Origin of the sequence: Microbispora sp. H10885 (assembly GCF_014161415.1) — a bacterium.
GTDB lineage: Bacteria > Actinomycetota > Actinomycetes > Streptosporangiales > Streptosporangiaceae > Microbispora > Microbispora triticiradicis.
Genome location: NZ_JABBWY010000003.1, coordinates 287,289 through 307,016, shown reverse-complemented (window position 1 = coordinate 307,016; position 19,728 = coordinate 287,289). Strand labels below are relative to the sequence as shown.

Annotated in this window: 13 protein-coding genes; 11 read left to right on the top strand and 2 right to left on the bottom strand. The window is 67.6% G+C overall.

Features of this window, described 5'->3' with window-relative positions; all coding sequences use genetic code 11:
• Positions 1–513 precede the first annotated feature (513 nt).
• The 9 genes from HHX37_RS38150 to HHX37_RS09885 all read left to right on the top strand — a co-directional run bounded on the left by HHX37_RS38150 (position 514) and on the right by HHX37_RS09885 (position 11,267).
• Positions 514–915: a hypothetical protein gene (locus HHX37_RS38150; RefSeq protein ID WP_182885209.1), complete on the top strand. Its 402-nt coding sequence runs from the start codon at positions 514–516 to the stop codon at positions 913–915.
• 629 nt (positions 916–1,544) lie between these two features.
• The gene (locus HHX37_RS35575; protein ID WP_220502738.1) at positions 1,545–1,754 is read left to right on the top strand and encodes a GntR family transcriptional regulator; all 210 of its coding nucleotides are present in this window, start codon (positions 1,545–1,547) and stop codon (positions 1,752–1,754) included.
• Between the two features lie 94 nt (positions 1,755–1,848).
• Complete coding sequence (locus HHX37_RS09915; RefSeq protein ID WP_138460690.1) at positions 1,849–2,418, top strand: DJ-1/PfpI family protein; 570 nt, start codon at positions 1,849–1,851, stop codon at positions 2,416–2,418.
• A 19-nt stretch (positions 2,419–2,437) separates the two neighbouring features.
• Positions 2,438–2,824, top strand: a complete 387-nt coding sequence (locus HHX37_RS09910) for an ROK family protein (protein ID WP_182885208.1) — start codon at positions 2,438–2,440, stop codon at positions 2,822–2,824.
• Between the two features lie 387 nt (positions 2,825–3,211).
• Complete coding sequence (locus HHX37_RS09905; RefSeq protein ID WP_182885207.1) at positions 3,212–6,970, top strand: ThuA domain-containing protein; 3,759 nt, start codon at positions 3,212–3,214, stop codon at positions 6,968–6,970.
• Between the two features lie 92 nt (positions 6,971–7,062).
• Positions 7,063–9,099, top strand: a complete 2,037-nt coding sequence (locus HHX37_RS09900; RefSeq protein WP_182885206.1) for a ThuA domain-containing protein — start codon at positions 7,063–7,065, stop codon at positions 9,097–9,099.
• 570 nt (positions 9,100–9,669) lie between these two features.
• The gene (locus HHX37_RS09895; protein WP_182885205.1) at positions 9,670–10,608 is read left to right on the top strand and encodes a hypothetical protein; all 939 of its coding nucleotides are present in this window, start codon (positions 9,670–9,672) and stop codon (positions 10,606–10,608) included.
• 135 nt (positions 10,609–10,743) lie between these two features.
• On the top strand, positions 10,744–11,013 hold the full coding sequence (locus HHX37_RS09890; protein ID WP_182885204.1) for a transposase: 270 nt from the start codon (positions 10,744–10,746) through the stop codon (positions 11,011–11,013).
• Positions 11,010–11,267 (top strand): hypothetical protein, encoded by a 258-nt coding sequence (locus HHX37_RS09885; RefSeq protein WP_182885203.1) that lies wholly within the window; start codon positions 11,010–11,012, stop codon positions 11,265–11,267. The genes HHX37_RS09890 and HHX37_RS09885 overlap by 4 nt, the downstream gene beginning before the upstream one ends.
• A 376-nt stretch (positions 11,268–11,643) precedes the next feature.
• Here the strand turns inward: HHX37_RS09885 and HHX37_RS09880 are convergent, their stop codons facing one another.
• On the bottom strand, positions 11,644–13,785 hold the full coding sequence (locus tag HHX37_RS09880; RefSeq protein ID WP_182885202.1) for an MMPL family transporter: 2,142 nt from the start codon (positions 13,783–13,785) through the stop codon (positions 11,644–11,646).
• A gap of 70 nt (positions 13,786–13,855) precedes the next feature.
• Complete coding sequence (locus tag HHX37_RS09875; protein ID WP_182882089.1) at positions 13,856–14,260, bottom strand: hypothetical protein; 405 nt, start codon at positions 14,258–14,260, stop codon at positions 13,856–13,858.
• Between the two features lie 312 nt (positions 14,261–14,572).
• On the opposite strand from HHX37_RS09875, the gene HHX37_RS09870 reads away from it, so the two are divergent.
• Together HHX37_RS09870 and HHX37_RS09865 are read left to right on the top strand one after the other, a co-directional pair.
• Positions 14,573–18,793: an OmpL47-type beta-barrel domain-containing protein gene (locus tag HHX37_RS09870; RefSeq protein ID WP_182885201.1), complete on the top strand. Its 4,221-nt coding sequence runs from the start codon at positions 14,573–14,575 to the stop codon at positions 18,791–18,793.
• A 173-nt stretch (positions 18,794–18,966) separates the two neighbouring features.
• Positions 18,967–19,596 carry a hypothetical protein gene (locus HHX37_RS09865; RefSeq protein ID WP_220502737.1) on the top strand — a complete coding sequence of 210 codons (630 nt, stop codon included), beginning with the start codon at positions 18,967–18,969 and terminating at the stop codon, positions 19,594–19,596.
• Positions 19,597–19,728: the final 132 nt, after the last annotated feature.

Genomic DNA, 19,728 nt, shown 5'->3' with positions numbered 1-19,728 from the left:
CACCTCTGGCCGAGCAGGAAGCGGGTGTTGAGGGCGAAGGGATGTGCAATTGGTTCGTCTCCCCCTCCGAATTGAACACCCATGTAATGAATTCCAACCGTCCTCGCAGGCACGGGAACGACGCCCCGCCGCGCAGGTATCCAAGGCGGACGTCGGATCTGACAACCTCAGTCACAGGACTGATGAGACATACGCTGCTCCACGACCTGAGAGCCGAGAGATCGCTGTCTCTATGATCAAGCTTCTCGACCTGCCGCCCATTTATACGAGAGCATCGTCTCCCTGGCCGTGGACACCCGGGCTGCCGGTGAGATCCTGAAGGCCGCCTCGGCTTTCTTCGCGGCCTAGCTCGACCGGCCACAGACGCACTCGTGAGTTTCATCGACGAACACCGCGAGGTGTTCGGTGTCGAGCCGATCTGCCGCGTACTGAGCGAGCACGGGCTTGCCATCGCGCCCAGCACCTACTAGGCCGCCAAGGCACGGCCGCGCTCGGTCCGGGATGCCGAACTGGATGAGCACATCCAGCGCATCCACGCCGGCAACTACAGTCGCCGACTTCACCTACGTGCACGCCTGGTCCGGCATCGTCTACGTCGCCTTCGTGGTCGACGTCTACTGCCGGGGCCATCGTCGGCTGGTCGGCCTCGACGTCCAAACGGGCCACGCTGGTACTGGACGCCTGGATATGGCGTTGTGGCGGCGCGGCCGCGCCGGGCACCCCACCGGACCCGGCCTCATCCATTATTACCGGCGGTCATCGCAGATCGGCCTGTACAAGATCGCGCCGAATGGGTCGAGTGGTTCGACACCACCCGCCTGCACTCCTCCATCGGCACCATCCCACCGGACGAATACGAAGCCCTCTATTACGCTCGACACCACCCCAGCGAACCCGCTGGAAATCAACCCCTGAGGTCTCCACCGAAGCCGGGGCGGTTCGAAGTAGGGCGCTGGCGGGCGGTTCCGCGATGGTGCAGGATGGCTAACGTCCGCCACATTTCCTATACGATCCGGGTGGTCGTCGGCATGCAGCAGCGTTGCGAGCGATGTCAACGAGGTTCGCGAAGACGCTAGAAGAGACCTCACGTCACGATGGACGACGAAGCGACGATCGCGCGGGGCCGTGAGGCCAGGACGGGCGGAACGCCGCCGGGAAGATCTCGCGACCGGCTTGCCGACGAGGCGTACAACACACTGCTCGGACAGCCGGAGGACTTCCCGAAACTCGGCTATTACATATGTTGATGTGACGTTCGGTGACTTTGAGGTTGTCGGGGCCGGTCTTGATCAAGGGCAAGTTGACTGGCTGTACGAGTAGTTGGCGCAGATGGTCGAGTGGGAGGCTTCGACGGGTCGGCCCCGGGTGCTGCCGCTGTTATACGGCGTTGGTGATGGTTTTGTTCGCGTTACGGCAGAAACCGGTTTCCGGCGATCACTGGAAGACTTCCCCGCAGTGCTACGCACCGTGACCAAACTGGAGGTCTTCCGAGTTTACGGCCTGTACTGAAACACCATCCAAATTGGTTTTGGGAAGTCCTCCTGATGTCGCTACGGATCGAGCCTGGCTCCCGCGTCACGATCGACGTCCTGGCGCGAGAGCTGGGGGTCTCGCAGACGCCGATCCGAGACGCTCTGACCCGCATGGAGGCCGAGGGCCTGGTCGTGCGTGTGCCCCACGCCGCATCCTGCTGTCCGGCGAGCGGTTCCGGCGGTTGTTCGACGAAGTCAAGGGTTCGGACGGAACGGCGGTAAGGGCTTGACGGGCGGGCCGGGCCGAGGAATGCTGACGCAACCGATCGGATCGGATCGGATCCACCTCACCCGCCCCCGATGCGAGGAGAAGCAGGTGCCTAGAGCACTGCTCCTTACCGGCGATGCCGCCGAGGAGCTCGACACCATGTATCCCTACTATCGGGTGCAGGAGGGCGGCTGGGACGTCGACGTCTCGTCACGGACGCTGCGTGACGTTCAGCTGGTCATCCACGAGTTCGACCCGAACTCCGACGCCTACGTGGAGAAGAACGGCCGGAAGCTGCCGGTCGACGTGCCCTGGGCCGAGGTCGACGTCGAGCGCTACGACGCCCTCATCATCCCCGGGGGGCGTGCCCCCGAGTGGATCCGGGTCGACGCCGACGTCCGGCGCATCACCGAGCACTTCTTCGCCCGCAACCTCCCGATCGCGCTGGTGTGCCACGGTGCGCAGGTGCCGGCGGTGTACGGGCTGCTGAAGGGCCGGAAGACGGCGTGCTTCCCCCCCATCACCGGTGACATGGAGAACGCGGGCGCGACGGTCATCGACGCTCCCGACGTCGTGGACGGAAACCTCGTCTCCTGCCGCGGCTGGCCCGACATGCCGCAGTTCGGCCGGGTGATGATGGAGGTCTTCTCGAAGTCCGTCAACTCCGCCTCGGCATGAGCACACCGGACGTGTCTCGGTGACGGCACTTAGGACCGTCACCGTCGACGGATCCGGAGCCTGGGCCACGACCGCACAGGCCGCTGGCGACCGGCGCATGATGCAGGCGGTGGCGCAGATCGGCCAATGGCTCGGGCTCGGCGGCTCGATCGTGGCCAACCTGTTCAACCCGCGACTGATCGTCATCGGGGGCTACTTCGCCTCGCTGGCCGAGTGGCTGCTGCCCCACGCGCAGGATCAGCTGCAGCGGCTCATGGTGGCCGCCTCCGCCGCCCAGTGCCGATTCGTCGCCTCCACGCTCGGCTTCGGCGCCGCTTCCCGCGGCGCCGCGAGCATGGTGGTCAACCGGATCATCGACGACCCGACCACGATCATGGATTCACTACCCCGGCCGACAGCCTACTGACGGCCCCCACAGACCTGGAGGCGGCACCTCTCCAGCAACCCCCCGTATCCGCAACCAACGCAACAAGCGGCAACAAGCGCGGCGGCGCGCGCCTTGCCTGACGTCCCCCCGGTCAGGAAAGGGTTTCCCATGTCACCACGTCATCGAACGTGGGCCAGGCTGCTCGACGCAGCCCTGCCAGAAAACGGACGACGCCCGAGACGTCGCACCGCGGCCACGATGGCCTTAGCCCTCACCGCCCCTTTCATCACGCTCCTCGCGACGCCGGTGAGCGCCGAGACCCCCACGGCGGCTAAGCCCGCTTTCAGCGCTGCAACGGCGCTGCTGCAGCCGTCCGCGTCTGCCGCCAAGGCCGCACCACCAGACGCCGGCTTCAAGGTACTCGTGGTGCGCAGCACCCAGGACGCGGTGTCGTCGGCCGGCCTGGCCGCGATCCGGGATGCGGCCAGAACCGGTGATTTCACGGTCGTGGCGCCCGAGCCCGCTGACGTGGGCGACCATTTCACGAAGAAGAAGCTGAAGCAGTACCGCGCGGTCGTGTTCTTGGACACGGGTCACGCGAGCCCGCTCACGGACGCGCAACGCACGAACTTCGAGAGCTACTTCCGCGACGGCGGCGGCTTCGTCGGCGTCGGCTCGGCGGTCGAGACCGACGAGTCCTGGTCGTTCCTGACTGACCTCCTGGGGACGCGTGCGTCCGGCAGGACCGACGTGCAATCGGGTGACGTGAAGGTCGCCGACCGCGTCCACGACGCGACCAAGGATCTGCCGCAGCTCTGGTCGCGGACCGACAACTGGTACAACTTCACGAAGAACGTCCGCGGTGTGTCACACGTCCTCGACACCGTCGTCGAGGACCCGTTCGGGCCGCAGCCGCAGGGCGCCGACCTCGACGGGATCGCCGGGGGCACGATGGGCGCCGATCACCCGGTCTCGTGGTGTAAGGACTTCCAGGGCGGCCGCTCGTTCTACACCGGCCTGGGCAACACGGCCGCGAGCTTCGACGCCGGCCTCACCAAGCACCTCAAGGGCGCGATCGGCTGGGCCGCGGGCCAGGCCGACCCGGTCTACAGCGATTGCGGCGCGACCGTGCTGGCCAACTACCAGCAGACGAAGATCGGCTCGCCGCCGAACCTGCAGGAGCCGATCGGCTTCGACCAGCTGCCGGACGGCCGCGTTCTGCAGACGGACCGCCTCGGCTCGCTGCGCATGCACGACTCGACCACGGGCGTCACCACGGTCGTCGCCAACTTCGCCGATCCGAGCCTGCCGATGACGCAGCAGATCTACTCCGCGGGCGAGGACGGGCTCTATGGCCCGGCGGTCGACGCCAACTTCGCGACCAACAAGTGGGTCTACCTCTACTACTCGGCGAAGGAGGTCACCGACGTCAAGCTGAGCGACGGATCGGTCGTCACCCAGATCACGCCGAACACCACCCCGCCGAACGTGGCGGCGTCCAAGACCGCGTGGGATCCGTACGTGGGCTATTTCCAGCTCAGCCGCTTCAAGTTCGTCGACGCCACCGACAGCGCGCCGGCGCACCTCGACATGGGCTCCGAGCAGCAGATCATGCGCGTGCCGGTCAACCGCCAGGAGTGCTGCCACGTCGGGGGCGACATCGACTTCGACAAGCACGGCAACCTCTGGATGGTCACCGGCGATGACACGCCCGCGGGCGGCATCAACGCCGGCGGCTACGGGCCGTACAACTCGCAGAAGACCGACGAGCAGCAGACCGTGCGCGTCACCAACGCGACGGGCGGCACGTTCACGCTGACCTTCGAGGGCCAGACGACGGAGCCGATCGCGTGGAACGCGGATCGCGATGCGATCGACGCGGCGCTCGAGGCGCTCTCGAACATCGAGGCGGATGAGATCCAGACCAGCGGCGGCCCGGTCAACACGTCGAACGTCAACGTGTTCTTCCGCCGCGGCAAGCAGCAGTCCGATCAGCCGCAGATCACCGCCGACGGCGCCGGCCTGACCGGCACCGCCACGCCGGCGATCGCCACCAACACGGCGCAGGCGGGCGGCTGGTACCAGCGGCTCACCGGTGACTCGCGCCGCACCGCGCTGAACACCAACGACCTGCGCGGCAAGGTGCTGCGGATCAAGGTCAAGGACGGCGACATCTCCGCCGCCGACGCCAACAAGGTCGACTTCGGCTCCGGCACGGGCGCCTACTCGATCCCGTCGGGCAACCTGTTCCCGCTGGTCGCGGGCGCGCCGCAGGAAAAGACGCGGCCGGAGGTCTACGCGATGGGTTTCCGCAACCCGTTCCGGATCCAGGTCGACGAGAACGACGTGGCCTACATCGGCGACTACTCGCCCGACGCCCAGACACCGCAGCGCTCGCACGGCCCGGCGGGCACCGGCCGCTACGAGATCGTGCGCAAGCCGTCCAACTACGGCTGGCCGACGTGCTACAAGCGCGACCTCGCGCACTACGAGTGGAACTTCCACGAGTTCGCGCCCGGCACCACCACCGCGGGCACGCCGCTGAACAACCCGCCTAAGAAGTTCGACTGCGACGGGCCGACGCAGCGCAACGACTCGCTGTGGAACATTGAGGGCGGTCCGACGGTCGAGCCGGGCCTGAGGGACGTCCCGCCGGTCACCGACCCGGACATCTGGTACTCCTACCGCGACAACAACACGAGCGCGCCGCTCGGCACCCCTTGCGAGGCCCAGTACGCGCCGACCCCGGGCCCGATCGCGCCCGGCTCGACGACCGAATGCCCGCGGCTGTTCCCCGAGCTCTACACCGGCGGCGTCGGTCCGCACGGGGTCACGAAGTACCACTACGACCCGGAGAACCCGAACCCTCACAAGTTCCCGCCGTACTACGACGACTCGGTGATCATCAGCGAGTGGACGCAGGACACGCTGCGCGAGGTCAAGCTCGACAAGCAGAACAACCACGTCCAGAAGATCAACAACTTCCTGGATTGCGGCAGCCGTGCTAACGCCGGGGCAGGCAGGTTCCGGTTCGAGTGCGACAACCCGATGGACTTGCAGTTCGGTTCTGACGGCGCGTTCTACCTGCTGACCTACGGCAACGGGTTCAACGTCATCAGCCCCGACGCGGGCATGTACAAGTGGGAGTACGTCAAGGGCAAGCGCGCGCCGAAGGCCGTGCTCACCACGGACCGCACCGACGGCTCAACGCCGCTGACCGTGAACTTCTCCAGCGCCGGCTCGCTGGATGAGGATCCCGGTGACTCGATCCGCTACGAGTGGAACTTCGGCGACGGCTCGGCGATCGAGACCGACCCGAACCCGACACACACCTACACGCAGTCCGGCCGCTACACGGCCGTGCTGACCGTGCTCGACTCGTCCGGCAAGCAAACCTCGACCAGCACCGTGATCACCGTGGGCAACACGAGCCCGACGGTGGTCGTCAATACGCCGGTGGAGGGCGGGACGTTCGCGTTCGGCGACGACATCCCGTTCTCGGTCACGGTCACCGACCCCGAGGACGGGACGGTGAATTGCTCCGAGGTGCAGGTGACGTTCGTGCTCGGCCACGACGCGCACGGCCACGCCGAGGAGTCCGTCAACGGCTGCTCGGGCGTGCTCCACACGGAGGCCGACGACGTCTCACACGGCGGCAACGTCTCCGGCGTGGTCCAGGCGCGCTACACCGACCACGGCGGTCCGGGCGGCGTTCCGCAGCTGACCACGACCGGCCAGCACCAGATCCGCCAGAAGCACCAGGAGGTGGAGTTCGTCGTCAACCAGTCCGGCACCAACACGGCGAACAACACCGACGGCGGCGCCGGCGTGCACCGCGGCAGCCTGGGCTCGGGCGACTGGCTCCAGCTCAACGGCCCATTCAACCTGACCAACATCGATTCGATCAGTTTCCGCGTGGCGGACGCGGCGACCGGCCGCACGCCCGGGTCGCCGCTGGCGGCAATCGAGGTCCGTCAGGACTCGATCACCGGGCCGATCCTGACGACGGCCAACCTCGTGTCCACCGGCGGGACGGGAACCTGGACAAGCCAGACGTTCCCAGTCTCGATGTCCGGGACGCATGAGCTGTTCCTGGTGTTCCGCTCGGTCACGGGTGGCGCCACGGGCGGCAACCTGTTCAACCTCAACTGGGCCGAGTTCGTCGGCACGGGCATCGGCACCTAGCGAACCCGCCCGTGCCGGCGAACCCGAGTTCGTCGGCACGGGCATCCGCACCTAGCGAACCCGCACGTGTAGCGGCAAGAGAGAAGACACTCATGCGAAGAAGATTTCGCACATCGGCAGTGGCCGCCTTCCTGACGGCGGCCGCGCTCATCCCCGCGGCACCGTCGTGGGCACAGGAGACGACACCGCCGACGATCAACGTGGCGACGCTGTCGCCCTCCGCGCCGACCGGCCAGAACAACTGGTACCGCGGCCCGGTGACGCTGAACGTGTCGGCGACCGACGACGTCGGCATCGCCAAGTTCCAGTACTCGCTCAACGGTGGCGCCGCCTACATCGACGTGCCCGTCGAGGGGGCGCCGACGTCGGCCACTGCGTCGGCGGTGATCACGCAGGAGGGCAACACCAGCGTCCGGTACCGCGCGGTCGACACGGCCGGAAACGTCGCGGCGTTCCGCTCGATCTCGGTCCGGATCGACACGCGCGCGCCGGCTGCATCGTACCCGGCGATCACCGACGGTCACGTCGGTCACGTCGCCACACTTATCCCGACGCGCACGGACCCCGCCCCCGGCTCGGGCGGAGTGGCTGTGCTGAACATGTACCTCGACGGCAAGCTGGTCCCCCCGTTGCCGGTGCAGACCTCCGACCTGTCGCTCGGCGTGCACACGCTCGCGGTGCATCTCTCTGACGCTGCTTCCAACAGCGCGAAGTACACACAGACGTTCATCGTGACGACATCGTTCGCGGACGTCGGCACGCTGATCACCCGGTTCGTGACCGCTGGCAGCGTCCCGGCGGAGGTCGGCACGGCGCTCCAAGCCAAGCTCGACCAGGCGAAGGCGCTCGCCGACGCCGGTTCGGCCAAGCGCGCGAGCCAGGTCCTGCACGAGTTCGTCTCGATCGCCGGCGACCAGATCGCGCCCGGCTCGGCCCGCAGCACATTCGTGGGCGATGCGCGTTACCTGATCGACCAGCTCAACGGCCGGCTCGCGCCGGAGCCCGCGACGGGCCTCGAGTCTGAGCCCGCGGAGGGCCCGAAGTTCATCCCGGACCCGGTGCTCGCCCCGCTCCCGCACAACCCGGACGCCGACTACAACGTCCTGGTCTTCTCCAAGACGACGGGCTTCCGGCACGACCACATCCCGCACACCGTGGCCGCGATCCAGAAGCTCGGCATCGCGCACAACTTCAACGTCGACGTCTACGACCCGCAACTCCCGACCGTCACGCTGCCCACGAGCCCGTTCCTGAGCCTCGACACGCTCAAGCAGTACGACACGATCGTCTTCGAGTCCAACGTCGGGCACCCGGGCCCGCTCAATCCGATCACCGAGCAGCCGAACTTCGAGGCCTACATGCACCAGGGCGGCGGCTATGTCGGCATCCACGGCGCCGCCGACTCGTTCGAGATCGGCACCTGGCCGTGGTACGGCGACCTCGTGGGCGGGTTCTTCACCAACCATCCGAACGGCCAGAACGGGTTCGGCCAGTGCGGCAGCTGCATCCACACCGAGGTGGTGACCGAGGACAACACGCACCCGGCGACCGCGCATCTCCCTGACCGGTGGATGACGGTCGACGAGCTCTACAACTTCGACCGCAACATGCGGGCCGACGTGCACACGCTGCTGAGCCTCAACGAGGACAGCTACCAGCGCAGCCTCAACAGCGGCAACGCGGCCACCAACCCGCTGCGGCTGATGAACGGCGACCACCCGATCGCGTGGTGCCAGAACTGGGGCGGTGGCAAGGCGTTCTCGAACATCCTCGGCCACTTCCGGACGCAGTACTACGACGACTCGTTCATGCGGATCATCCTCGGCGGGATCGAGACGACCGCCGACCGCACGGGCGCCAACTGCTCGTCCTACCGCGAGACCAGCCTGCTGATCGAGGCCGACCGAGCGGCCGGGCTGCTGACCGCGGCCGCCGCGGACGCCGCCGATGCCGCCCTGGACATCGCGCGGGACAGCTACCTGGCAACCAACTACACCACCGCCATCCCGGCGCTGAACTCGATCGTCGACCTGGCTAACGACAAGGCCTCCGGCGACGCTGCGGCGCGTTCCGAGCTCGCGCGGCAGGCGCGCTTGCTGCGGGAGTGGATGCAGAACCTCAACCGCTGACCCGTTCACGCGGCGGGGGCGGTGGATCGCCGCTCCCGCCGCGCTGACGCTGTGGACCGTCCAACTCGCTGACGGCGCCCCGCCGCGCAGGCATCAAAGGCGGGATGTCGGATCTGACAACCTCAGTCACGGGACTGATGAGACATACGCTGCTGCACGATCTGAGGGCCGAGAGATCGCTGTCTCTATGATCAAGCTTCTCGACCTGCCGCCCATTTATACGAGGGCATCGTCTCTGTTACTCGCCGATCAGCACTGCGCGGTAGACCTGCTGCACGCAATCAAGGCCGGTCCAGGGTGTGAGCTCGAATAGCATTTCGCGCAGGCGCTGCATGTTCCGCTCGGACGCGGTGGCCCGGGTCAAAGCCTCGGCGTCGAGCGCGACCCGACAGGCTTCCTCGATTGCGCGGTCGCGGCAGCCTCGAGGTCCAATTCGGACGGCGGGCGGCAGGCAAACCGGCGAGGCAGTGGCAGGGGAAGCGGGAAGGCCTTGGTTGTCGCTCCGGCTCTCGTGTGCTCGACCATCCTGGCCCTGAGCGGCCCGATCCGAGCCGTGAGATCGTGACGGTCATGGTGATCGAAGATCCTCTGCGCCTTTTGGGACGGCTCCGGCTCGGCCGGGAAGAATTTTGCCAGCGGCTGCTGACCATGCTGATCCTCGGCGGCCCCTATCCGCAGTGGAATACGCCCAACGCTCCCTCGGACCGCGGAGCCCGTTTCCTGCTCGGGCTTGACGCGCTCTCGTTCGGCACCGGCGCCTGGAAAGTCCGGCCGCAGTTCATCGACGAGTTCGATCTCCCACGACGGCATGACGACGAACAGGGCGGAGCACCGGACTACGCGATGCTCTGGCCCGAGCGCCTGTGGATGATCGAACTTAAGACCGAGACCGCAAGTCACCGTCGAGGACAGCTCTCGGGGTACCTCGCCCTCGCCGAACATCATCATCCGGCTCGCCGCATCGACCTCACCTACCTGACTCCGCCGATGCCTCACACACCGCCGGCTGCCCAGGCGCGGACGCGCTTCAACCACCTCACCTGGGCTCAGGTCATCCCGCTGATCACCGCTGTCTGGGGAGACGGCGACCAGGTAGAGCGGCGCGCCGTCGAACTATTGCTGGCCGCCTTAGACAGCATCGGCACCGGCTGGAGCGCCTGGCGCACAGCCCGACTCCAGCACATGCCGGGCGCCGAGCTCGAGGCTCCCGTCGCTGACACGCAGCCTACGGCCGAGCCCTTCACAGAGGCGATGGCGCTGGTCGATGCCACCGCCCGGGACGGACGGCAACGGGCCCTCAGTCACGCGGCGATGGACCTGCAGGATCTGCAGGAGCTGCGCCTGTCCCTACGGCAGGCCATCTGCGCCTTACCCGGCCCCTCCCCCGTGCATCACGTGCTGCCGTGGATCTGGAACGCCACGACCAGCGGCGGCACGGCACTCACCGCGGCTGGTACGGAGACGGGATACGAACTGCGCCTATCCCGATATCGCAAGCCTGTCTGCTGACGGGCTACTCAAGCGACGCTCGTATCAATCGCGCAGGAACGTGAGCGTGCCGGGGTCCGCCGCTACACCGCGGCGTACAAGGCCCGAGTCCTGGAGGAGTACGACCAGCTCGACAAGGCCGGCAAGGGCGCGCAGATGCGCCGGGAAGGCCTGTACTCATCGTTGATCTCCAGTTGGAGAGCGACCCGGGACCATGGCGCGGCTGAGGCGCTGGCCCGGCCGGTCGGTCGCCCGAAGGCCGACCCGCGCGATAAGAAGATCGGGGAACTGGAGGGAGAGGTCGAGCGGCTGCGTGCCGAACTGGGCAAGACCCGCCAGGTGATCGAGGTGCAGGGAAAGCTCTTCGCGCTGCTGGATCAGCTCGCCACCGGCAGCGAGACCTCGACGGCTCGGGGCGAGGCGTGACCGAGATCGTCGAAGCTTCTCAGGCCGAGGCGATCGAGGAACTGACGCCGTTGATCGGGCGGAGCAACGCGTGCGCGGCGGCCGGAGTACCGCGGGCCAACTGGTACCGCAAGAACCGCAAGAGCCCAGCTCCGGCGCGTCCGGTCACCGCGCGAAGGCCGCACCCGGCGACGCTGTCGCAGGGCGAGCGCCACCGCATCCCCACCGCGGGGAACGAGCGGTTCGCCGACGCGGCACCGTCAGCGGGATGGTGATAGCCGATCCCGGAGTGTATTTGGTGATGTCCCACGCCCAGACCCGGTTGGGGGCGTCGGCGAACAGCTCGGGGATGGTCTTGGGCGGGTGGGTGGCCTGACGACGCCGATCTCGGCCGAACGCGCCATGCTCGCGCAGGATCCGGTACATCGTGGAGGTCGACGCCAGGTAGGTGCCCTCGTCCAGCAACGTGAAGTACGCCGTGGACGTGCACTACGGCGAGGCAGGCATCGTCCGCGACCGGCGCGCCAAGGTCCTGGCCGCCGCCCAGACGGCCTATCCCAAACGTTTCGCCAGTGGCAGCACCCCGACCCCGCCCGACCTTCCCGGCCCCGCGTGGATCACCAAGCCCAAGAGGTCACAGCACCGGCGACGTCAGCCCGGGGCAGCGGTCTGCCTGGACGGCCACCAGTTTCGCTCGCCCAGCATCACCGCGAGAGCGGGGACGAGCAGGGCCCGAACGAGGAAGGTGTCGGCGAGCAGGCCCAGGGTGACCACAAAGCCGATCTGAAACAGCGCCTCCATCGGAAGCACCATCAAAGTCGCGAAGGTGGCGGCGAGCACTAGGCCGGCGGAGGTGATCACACCGCCCGTCCGCTCAAGGGCCTCCGTCACCGCGCGGCGGGTCTCGTGCTGTCGACGCCGCTCACTGATCCCGCTGAGGAGAAACACGTTGTAGTCGACGCCCAGGGCGACGAGGAAGATGAACGCGTACATCGGCAGATTCGGGTCTGAGGCCGGCTGGCCGAGGATGTGGGTGAAGATGAGGGAACCGACACCGAGGGCGAAGCCGAAGGAGAGGACCACGGTCGCGATCACGTAGAGCGGCATCACCACCGCGCGCAGGAGCACGGCGAGGACGACGAAGATCAGGGCAAGGCCGACCGGGACGATCAGCCTGGTGTCACGTTCGAGTGCCTGGCGGGCATCGTAGTTCTCGGCCACGGTCCCGCCGATCAGGACGGTCTGGCCGTCGGCCGCGCGCCCAGCGACCTCGCGCAGCACCGGGACGGCGTCGGTGGCCTGCTCCGAGAACGGATCCATCCGCAGGTCCGCGTCGAAGATGAGTAAGTCCGTCGCGGACCTTCGCCGGCCTTGAGCCTCCGCACCCAGGGAGTCGCCGTCCGCCCCGACCGACCTGGCCACCGCGTGCATATCGGCGACGGGTGTGTGCGTGCCTTCGGTGAGAGCGCTCTGGACCTTCCCGCCCACCTCGTGGGCTACGACGATGCGAAGCGGCGCCGCCCTTCCGGGGATGAAGTGGTCGCGGATCACCTGCTGGCCGCGGACCGAGTCCGGCGCCTCGCGGAAGGACTCGGAGAAGTCGAGCGCCGGACGCCCGCCGATGCCGGCCAGCGCGCCCGCGGCGAGGAGAGCGGTGACCGCCGCGGCGATCACTCCCGGGCGTGCGTGAACGAGACCCGCGACGCGCCCCCAAAACGTGACCGCAGGTGCGGACTCGGGCTCGAGGCGGGGAACAGCGGGCCAGAACGCCCGTCGTCCGAGGGTGGTGAGCACCGCGGGCAGAAGGGTCAGGCCGGCACAGACCATGATCGCGACACCGAGGGCGAGGATCGGGCCCATCTCGCGCATGGCGTTGAAGTCGGCAAGGGCGAGGACCAGCATCGCGCCGACGACGATTGCTCCAGCGGAGAAAATCGCCGGGGCGGTGCGCTGGGCGGCGGCGACCATCGCCTCCTCGACGTCCCGCGCCCGGCGCAGCTCGTCGCGAAACCGCGCCACGATCAGCAGACAGTAGTCGGTGCCCGCACCGAACATCAGCACGATCAGGATCGCGGTCGTCTGGCCGCTGACCTCGGTGAGGCCAACGGCGACGAGGCCGTAGGCGAGGCCGGCGGTGACGAGATAGGCGAGGACGACGACGGCCAGCGGCACCAGCGCAACCAGCGGCGAGCGGTAGGTCAGGAGCAGCAGGAGCAGCAGCACGGCGATCGTGACTGCCAAGAGGGTCCCGTTGATCCCTTTGAGCGCAGCTTTTCGATCGGCCTCGAAGCCGGCACGGCCGGTCACGAAGGCCCTCAATCCGCTCTCGTCGCCGGCGGCCGACGGGACTGTCTCGCGGATTGCCGCGACCGCCTGCTCAATGTCGGGCGTCGAGTCGTCGGTCATCAGGACCGTGCTCAAGATGACGGTGTCGTCGGGTGAGGTGAGCAGCGAAGCGCCCGGGCTCATGTCGAGCGGATCGGTTTCGCCGCACGCGCGTTGGTACGGGGTGGCGATCATCGTCAGGTTCGGGATCGCGCCGGACCGGCACAGCGCGAGGGCGTCGGCGTCGGCGCGCCGTCCGTCGTCCGCGGTGATCCCACTCTCGCGGAAGTAGGCGATCACCGCCGCTGTCTCGCTGCCGCGCCGGAACCGCTCGTCGATGATCTGCTTGACCGTCGCCGACTCCGATCCCCGGACGAGGAAGGTCTCGCTCTCGTCGGCGGCCCGCTCGCCGAGCCTGGCTTGTAGCGGCACCGCGAGCATCGCGAGCGCAAGCCACACCGCGATCACGACCCAACGTGAGCGCCGACCGGCGGAGATTACGGAAGCCCTGGTGGGAGGTCGCATCGGGTCGCCGACCTCAGAGCCCACCGCCGACCCCCTCTATATAGCTGACGACGCCATCCGCGACGTAGACGTAGATCCTCGTCGGGTCGATCTCTATCGGCACGGGCCGGCTCTTGTCGTCCTCGCGCGAAACGATGATTTCGCAGTTGTGACGGGCCGCCTTCTCGCGCGCCTCGGCGAGCTCCAACCCGAGCAGCTCCGCCGTATCGAAGGCGTTCTCCGCGGGCCTGTACTGGCTGACGCCACCATTCTGTCCCGTCTCCACCATCGGGCATTGAAGGGCGGTCAGGTCGCGCCCCCGCGTCTTCGCCTCCCCGGACTCGTCGTTACATCCGGTCAGAGCCATTGCTCCGACGGCGATCGCAACCGTGGCCGCAGCGACGCCGAGAAGCCGCCGGTGAACCCTCTGCCCGCTCATAGCGGGGACGCTAGCGGACGAAACTACCTCGATCAAGACAACTAACATCTTTGGTAAACAAAAGGGCGGAATTGCTAGTACTAGCTTTGGTGATTCACTGACGAAAGTCCTTGACATCTAGACAAAAGGCGCAGACGCTACGTCTTGACCTTCAGGCGGTCGAACCACATCGCTCCGGCCGCGGGGCTGGTCGCCGCCGCATTGGGAGAGGAAGTGAGTGGTATGCGGAACGCCGCGCCGCCCGCGCGGAGTGTGAGGCGTTCTTTAGTCGCACTGACCGCGGTCGCTCTGGGGGCTCAGATGCTCGCCCCTGTGACCGCCGCCCAAGCGGAGAGCACCCCCCTGACGGCTGCTGCCCCGGCGACGAGCACCGGGCAAGCGAGTAGAGCCCTCCTTGCGGCCTCTGCCCGGGCGGAGGGCAGCAAGAGGGTCCTCATCTACACCGGCACGACCGGGTATCGGCACGCCGAGGCGATCGACAACGGTCGCCCAGTGGTCCAGGCCGCTCTCCAGGCCGCGGGCTACGAGGTCGACTGGGAGGACTGCGACAACAACGGTGGCGGCACGAACAACTGCAACCACCCGGACAAGAACCCTCGGATCTTCACCGACGATAACCTGGCCCGATACAACGCGGTCCTGTTCCTGAACGCATCGTGGTCGTGGGCCGGCGGCGGTCGCCCCGGACCGCTCTTCGACCAGGCACAGCGCGACGCGTTGATCCGCTTCACCCAGAACCGCGGCGGGATCGCGGCTGTGCACAACATGACCGACGCCGGCGCCGGCGTGTCCGTGTGGGACTGGTGGGACGGCGGGCCGGACAGCGTCATCGGCACGACGATGACCGCCCACTCGAACGGGTCGGCGACCGGCAACGCCGCAACCGTCCAGGTCGCCGACCACAACCACCTCTCCACCAAGGACCTGCCCGACACCTACCAGCTCGCCGACGAGCACTACAACTTTGTCCGCAGCGTCCGGGGGACCCACCACGTGCTCGAGACCTTCGACGAGCGCACCTACAACACCGGCAGCCAGAAAATGGGCCAGGACCACCCCACGACGTGGTGCAAGCTCTACGACGGCGAGAGGGTCAAGGACGGAACCGCCACCCCGCGGCCCTACGACGACGGCCGGACCTGGGTGACCTCGCAGGGTCACTTCGGCGTGCGTTACAGCGAGAACGGCGGCGACAACCCGCTGGTCAAGCAGGTCGTCGGAGGGGTGCGCTGGGTCGCCGGCGAAGGAAACAAGACCGACTGCTCAGGCACCGTGTGGTCGAACTTCACCCGCACGACCCTGGTCGACAATGCGAACGGCCCGATGGCTCTCGACGTGGCGCAGGACGGCAAGCTCTACTGGACCGAGATCGGCCCCACAACGGGCTACCAGTCGCAGGGCTACGTGAAGATGCACGATCCGAACGGCCCGCCGAACAACTCGACCACGGTCGCGACGATCCCGACCCGCGCCGACCACGGCAACTCCGAGGACGGCGTGCTGGGGATGAGCCTGGAGCCGGGCTTCGACCTATCGAACCCGAACAAGCGCGACATCTACGTCTACTATTCCCCGCGCAACCCCGACTGGCCGACCACAGGCAACCAGATAACGGTCGGGTACAACCTGATCAGCCGCTTCACGCTGAACGAGACCGGCACCGCGTTCGAGCCCGCGAAAGCAGGCGGTGACCCGGCACATCCATACGATGAGCGGGAGATCCTGCGCGTGCCCAAGGCGAAGATCTCGGGCAACCCCTCAGGCTTCCCCGGTGGCCCCACCGACAACGGCCCCGGCCATGTCGGCGGCGCGAGCCTGGTGTTCGACTCCGAAGGCAACCTCTACCTCGGAGTCGGCGACGACGTGTCCCCGAACGCGTCCGGCCACAACCGCTACGTGCCGATGGACCATCGCGCCTCCGAGCGCTGGGATTCACGCAAGACGGCGGCCAATACCGCCGACCTGCGCGGAAAGGTCCTGCGCATCAAGCCGATCAAGGACATCCCGGCAGGGCAGGCCGCCGACCCCGGCCTGGACAAGACCTACACGGTTCCGAAGGGCAACATGTTCCCGCCGGGGACCCCGAAGACCCGGCCGGAGATCTATGCCATGGGTTTCCGGCAGCCGTTCACGGTGCACACCGACCCCGCCCACCCGGGTACGGTCGTCGTCGGCGAGTACTGCCACGACAACTCGGTGGACCAGGCCGACCGCAGCCCGGCCGGCACCTGTGAGTGGGATCTGGTCGACGAGCCCGGCTTCCAGGGCTGGCCGTTCTGCGTCGGCGACAACTCGAAGACCAACACCACGTGGCGCTGGGACTACGCGACCAACTCCTCGACCGGTCAGCAGTACGACTGCTCGCTCGACAAGATCCCGGCCGACCTCAACTGGGCCCCGCCGGGCGGTACAAGTTCGCAGCCCACATTCCAAGGCCTCGATGAAATCCCAGGCCCCGCGAAGAAAGCGACGATCTGGCGCAAGTACCCCGGCAACCCCGGCGGTGAGAATCCGATGGACTTCGGCGACCTGGGCGCCGGGGGCATGCAGCCGGTCACCGGTCCGGTCTATCGATACAAGGACAGCTTCGGCCCCGGCGCCTTCCCGGCCTACTACGACGGCTCGTGGCTGATCACCAACCGTGGCGCCGACAACGGGTTCTGGAAGGAGGCGCGCCTGCGGCAGGACAACAACCAGTTGCTCCGGGTCAACGACTGGCTGCCGGTCAACCACTTCGGCACGCCTAACAGCAGCTTCGTGATCCCGACCAAGTTCGGGCCCGACGGCGCCCTCTACATGGGGCGCTGGACCTTCGGCTGCTGCCGCGCTCAGCTCAACTCCACAGCGAAGATGGAGTTGGTCAAGATCGAGTTCAAGCCCTCCAGCAAGTGCACGGAGGACACCCAGGCACCGACGGTCTCGCACCAGATCGAGGGCCGGGCCCACCCCAGCCAGCAGAACGCCTACATCGACTCGGCCACGCTCAAACTCAACGCCACCGATGTCGGCTGTGCCGGCGTGGAAAAGGTCGAGTACCGCGTCAACGGCGGAGCGTGGACCGCCTACGACGCGCCGGTACTGTTCAAGAACCCGGGGAAGTACACGGTCGACTACCGAGCCACCGACTACTCCGGGAACACCTCCGCGTCGCAGAGCGCCGTCTTCACGGTGCTCGACGGCGGCCGGACGCTCCCCACGGCGTGCGACATCTACGCCACGGGCACGGGGTGGAATCCCGATAACTGTGAGATCGCCCGCGGTGGCACCGTCACCTGGCACTTCAACGTGCCCGACGCGGGGATGCCGCATGATGTCTGGCTCGTGCCGCCCGGCGGCAATCCGGACCCGAACGGCGGCGACATCTTCGAGGTCACCAAGGGCGCCGTCTCGCCTGGAGGTCCGCCGGTCTCGTACACCTTCGATCGGGAGGGGACCTGGACCGTCATCTGCAGGCTCCACTCCGGCTACGACGGCAAGAAGTGGGCAGGCATGGTCGCGACAGTCACGGTCGGAGGAGGGGCCAAGGGCGTCTACACCATCTCCCCCAAGAGCAGCGGCAAGTACGTCACGCCGCAGAACGCCTCGACCGCCGACGATGCAAAGATCGTTCAGATGGGCGCGACGCAGGGCAGCGAGCAGCAGTGGGAGGCCGTTCCCTTCACCGCGGGCGCCTACCAGCTCAAGAACGTCAAGAGCGGCAAGTGCCTTGACGTGCCGAGCGGCTCGACCGCGACGGGCACCCAGCTCGTCCAGTACTCCTGCCATCCCGACGGACATAAGGACCAGATCAACCAGCGGTTCTACCTCATCCCGTCCGGAGACGCCTACCAGGTCAATCCGGCGGTGAGTGGCCTGTGCCTCGACATCAACGGCAACTCCAAGGCCGACGGCGCCGCAGTGATCCAGTGGACCTGCAACAACGCCGACAACCAGCGGTTCAGCTTCAGCCCGGTCGCCGCGGCCGACAAGACGCCGCCGGTGACGACCGCGACGACCGACCCGGCGCAGCCGGAGGGCGGCTCGTTCACCGGTCCGGTCACGGTCACGCTGACCGCCGTCGATGAGGACAAGGGCAGCGGGGTCGACCGGACCGAGTACAAGCTGGACGGCGGTGACTGGAAGCTGTACACCGGGCCGGTCGTCGTCTCCGGCGACGGCTCGCACTCGCTGGCCTACCGCTCGACGGACAAGGCGGGCAACATCGAGGACGTCAAGACCCTCACGGTGGCCATTTCCTCTCCGCGGGTTCCGCTGACCGTGACCGCTTCGTCCCGCTGCGTGGGTACGTCGGCGTACGTGGCGGTGACGGCCGTCAACGACGGCGATGTGCCGGCGGACGTGATGTTGACGACCCCGTACGGTTCCAAGACCGTGGCCGACGTGGCCCCGGGCAAGCAGGCCTATCAGTCCTTCAACGCGCGGGCCGGGCAGATCGGCGCGGCCAAGGTGACTGTCAAGGGGACCGCGACGATCGGTGGCAAGCAGGTCACCTCGACCTACGACGCCGACTACAGCGCGATCACCTGCGGCTAGAGCTGTAGCTGGACCAGGCCGGCGGTGGCCACGGTGTAAGCACCCAGCGGTGTACGCACCGGGGCCACCGCCCTACTGAACGAGCCGTACTGAAATGGGGCCGGCCGGTCGGCCGTCTGGACGATCGGCCGGCCGGCCCCGCCCCCATGCCCCCCATAAAATGGAGCGATTACGTGAAGACCACGAGAACTGCCCAGATGCTGGCCGCGTCGGTGCTCGGTCTTGCGCTTGCGGGTGTGGCCGGTCCCGCAATGGCGGACGACGCCCCCGGTGACGGCATCGACGTCTCGGTGAACATCGAGCCCACCACCACTCCCGGTCAGCTGTCGATGACCGTGGCGGACAACGACGGGGTCTCCCTGCAGGAGAACGGCTCCGACGCCGCCGCCCGCCAGTTCACCGGCACCCTGCCGACGGTCACGGTGACCGACACCCGCACCCCCGAGGAGATCCCCGCCGGGGAGTACTGGGCGGTCGTGGGCCAGGCGAGTGCGTTCACCGCGGCCGGCGACCCGGCCAAGGTGATCGGCCCGGAGTACCTGGGCTGGAAGCCGCGCCTGCTGACCGGCTCCTCCACCGGCGCGGTGTCGGCCGGTGAGCCGGTCTCCAGTGTCGTCTCCGACGGCACCGGCGCGCCCGCCGTGGGTCTGGCGGGGCAGGAGCTGCTCGTCTCGACCGCGAACTCCACCGACGAGATCGGCTCCTCGAAGGTCAACGCCGACCTGGCCCTGCGGACCGGGGTCGACGTCGCCGCCGGGGAGTACCACTCGACCCTGACGCTCTCGCTGTTCAACCAGTCCTGAGCCGGAGGCGGGACGCCAGAGAAGAAACGGGTCACCCTTCGCCGAAAGGGTGGCCCACCTCACCCCGTTTCCGTGGACGGGTCTGCGGGCCGAAATTCTGGCTTCAGGGGCCGAGGAAGACGAACCGAGCGC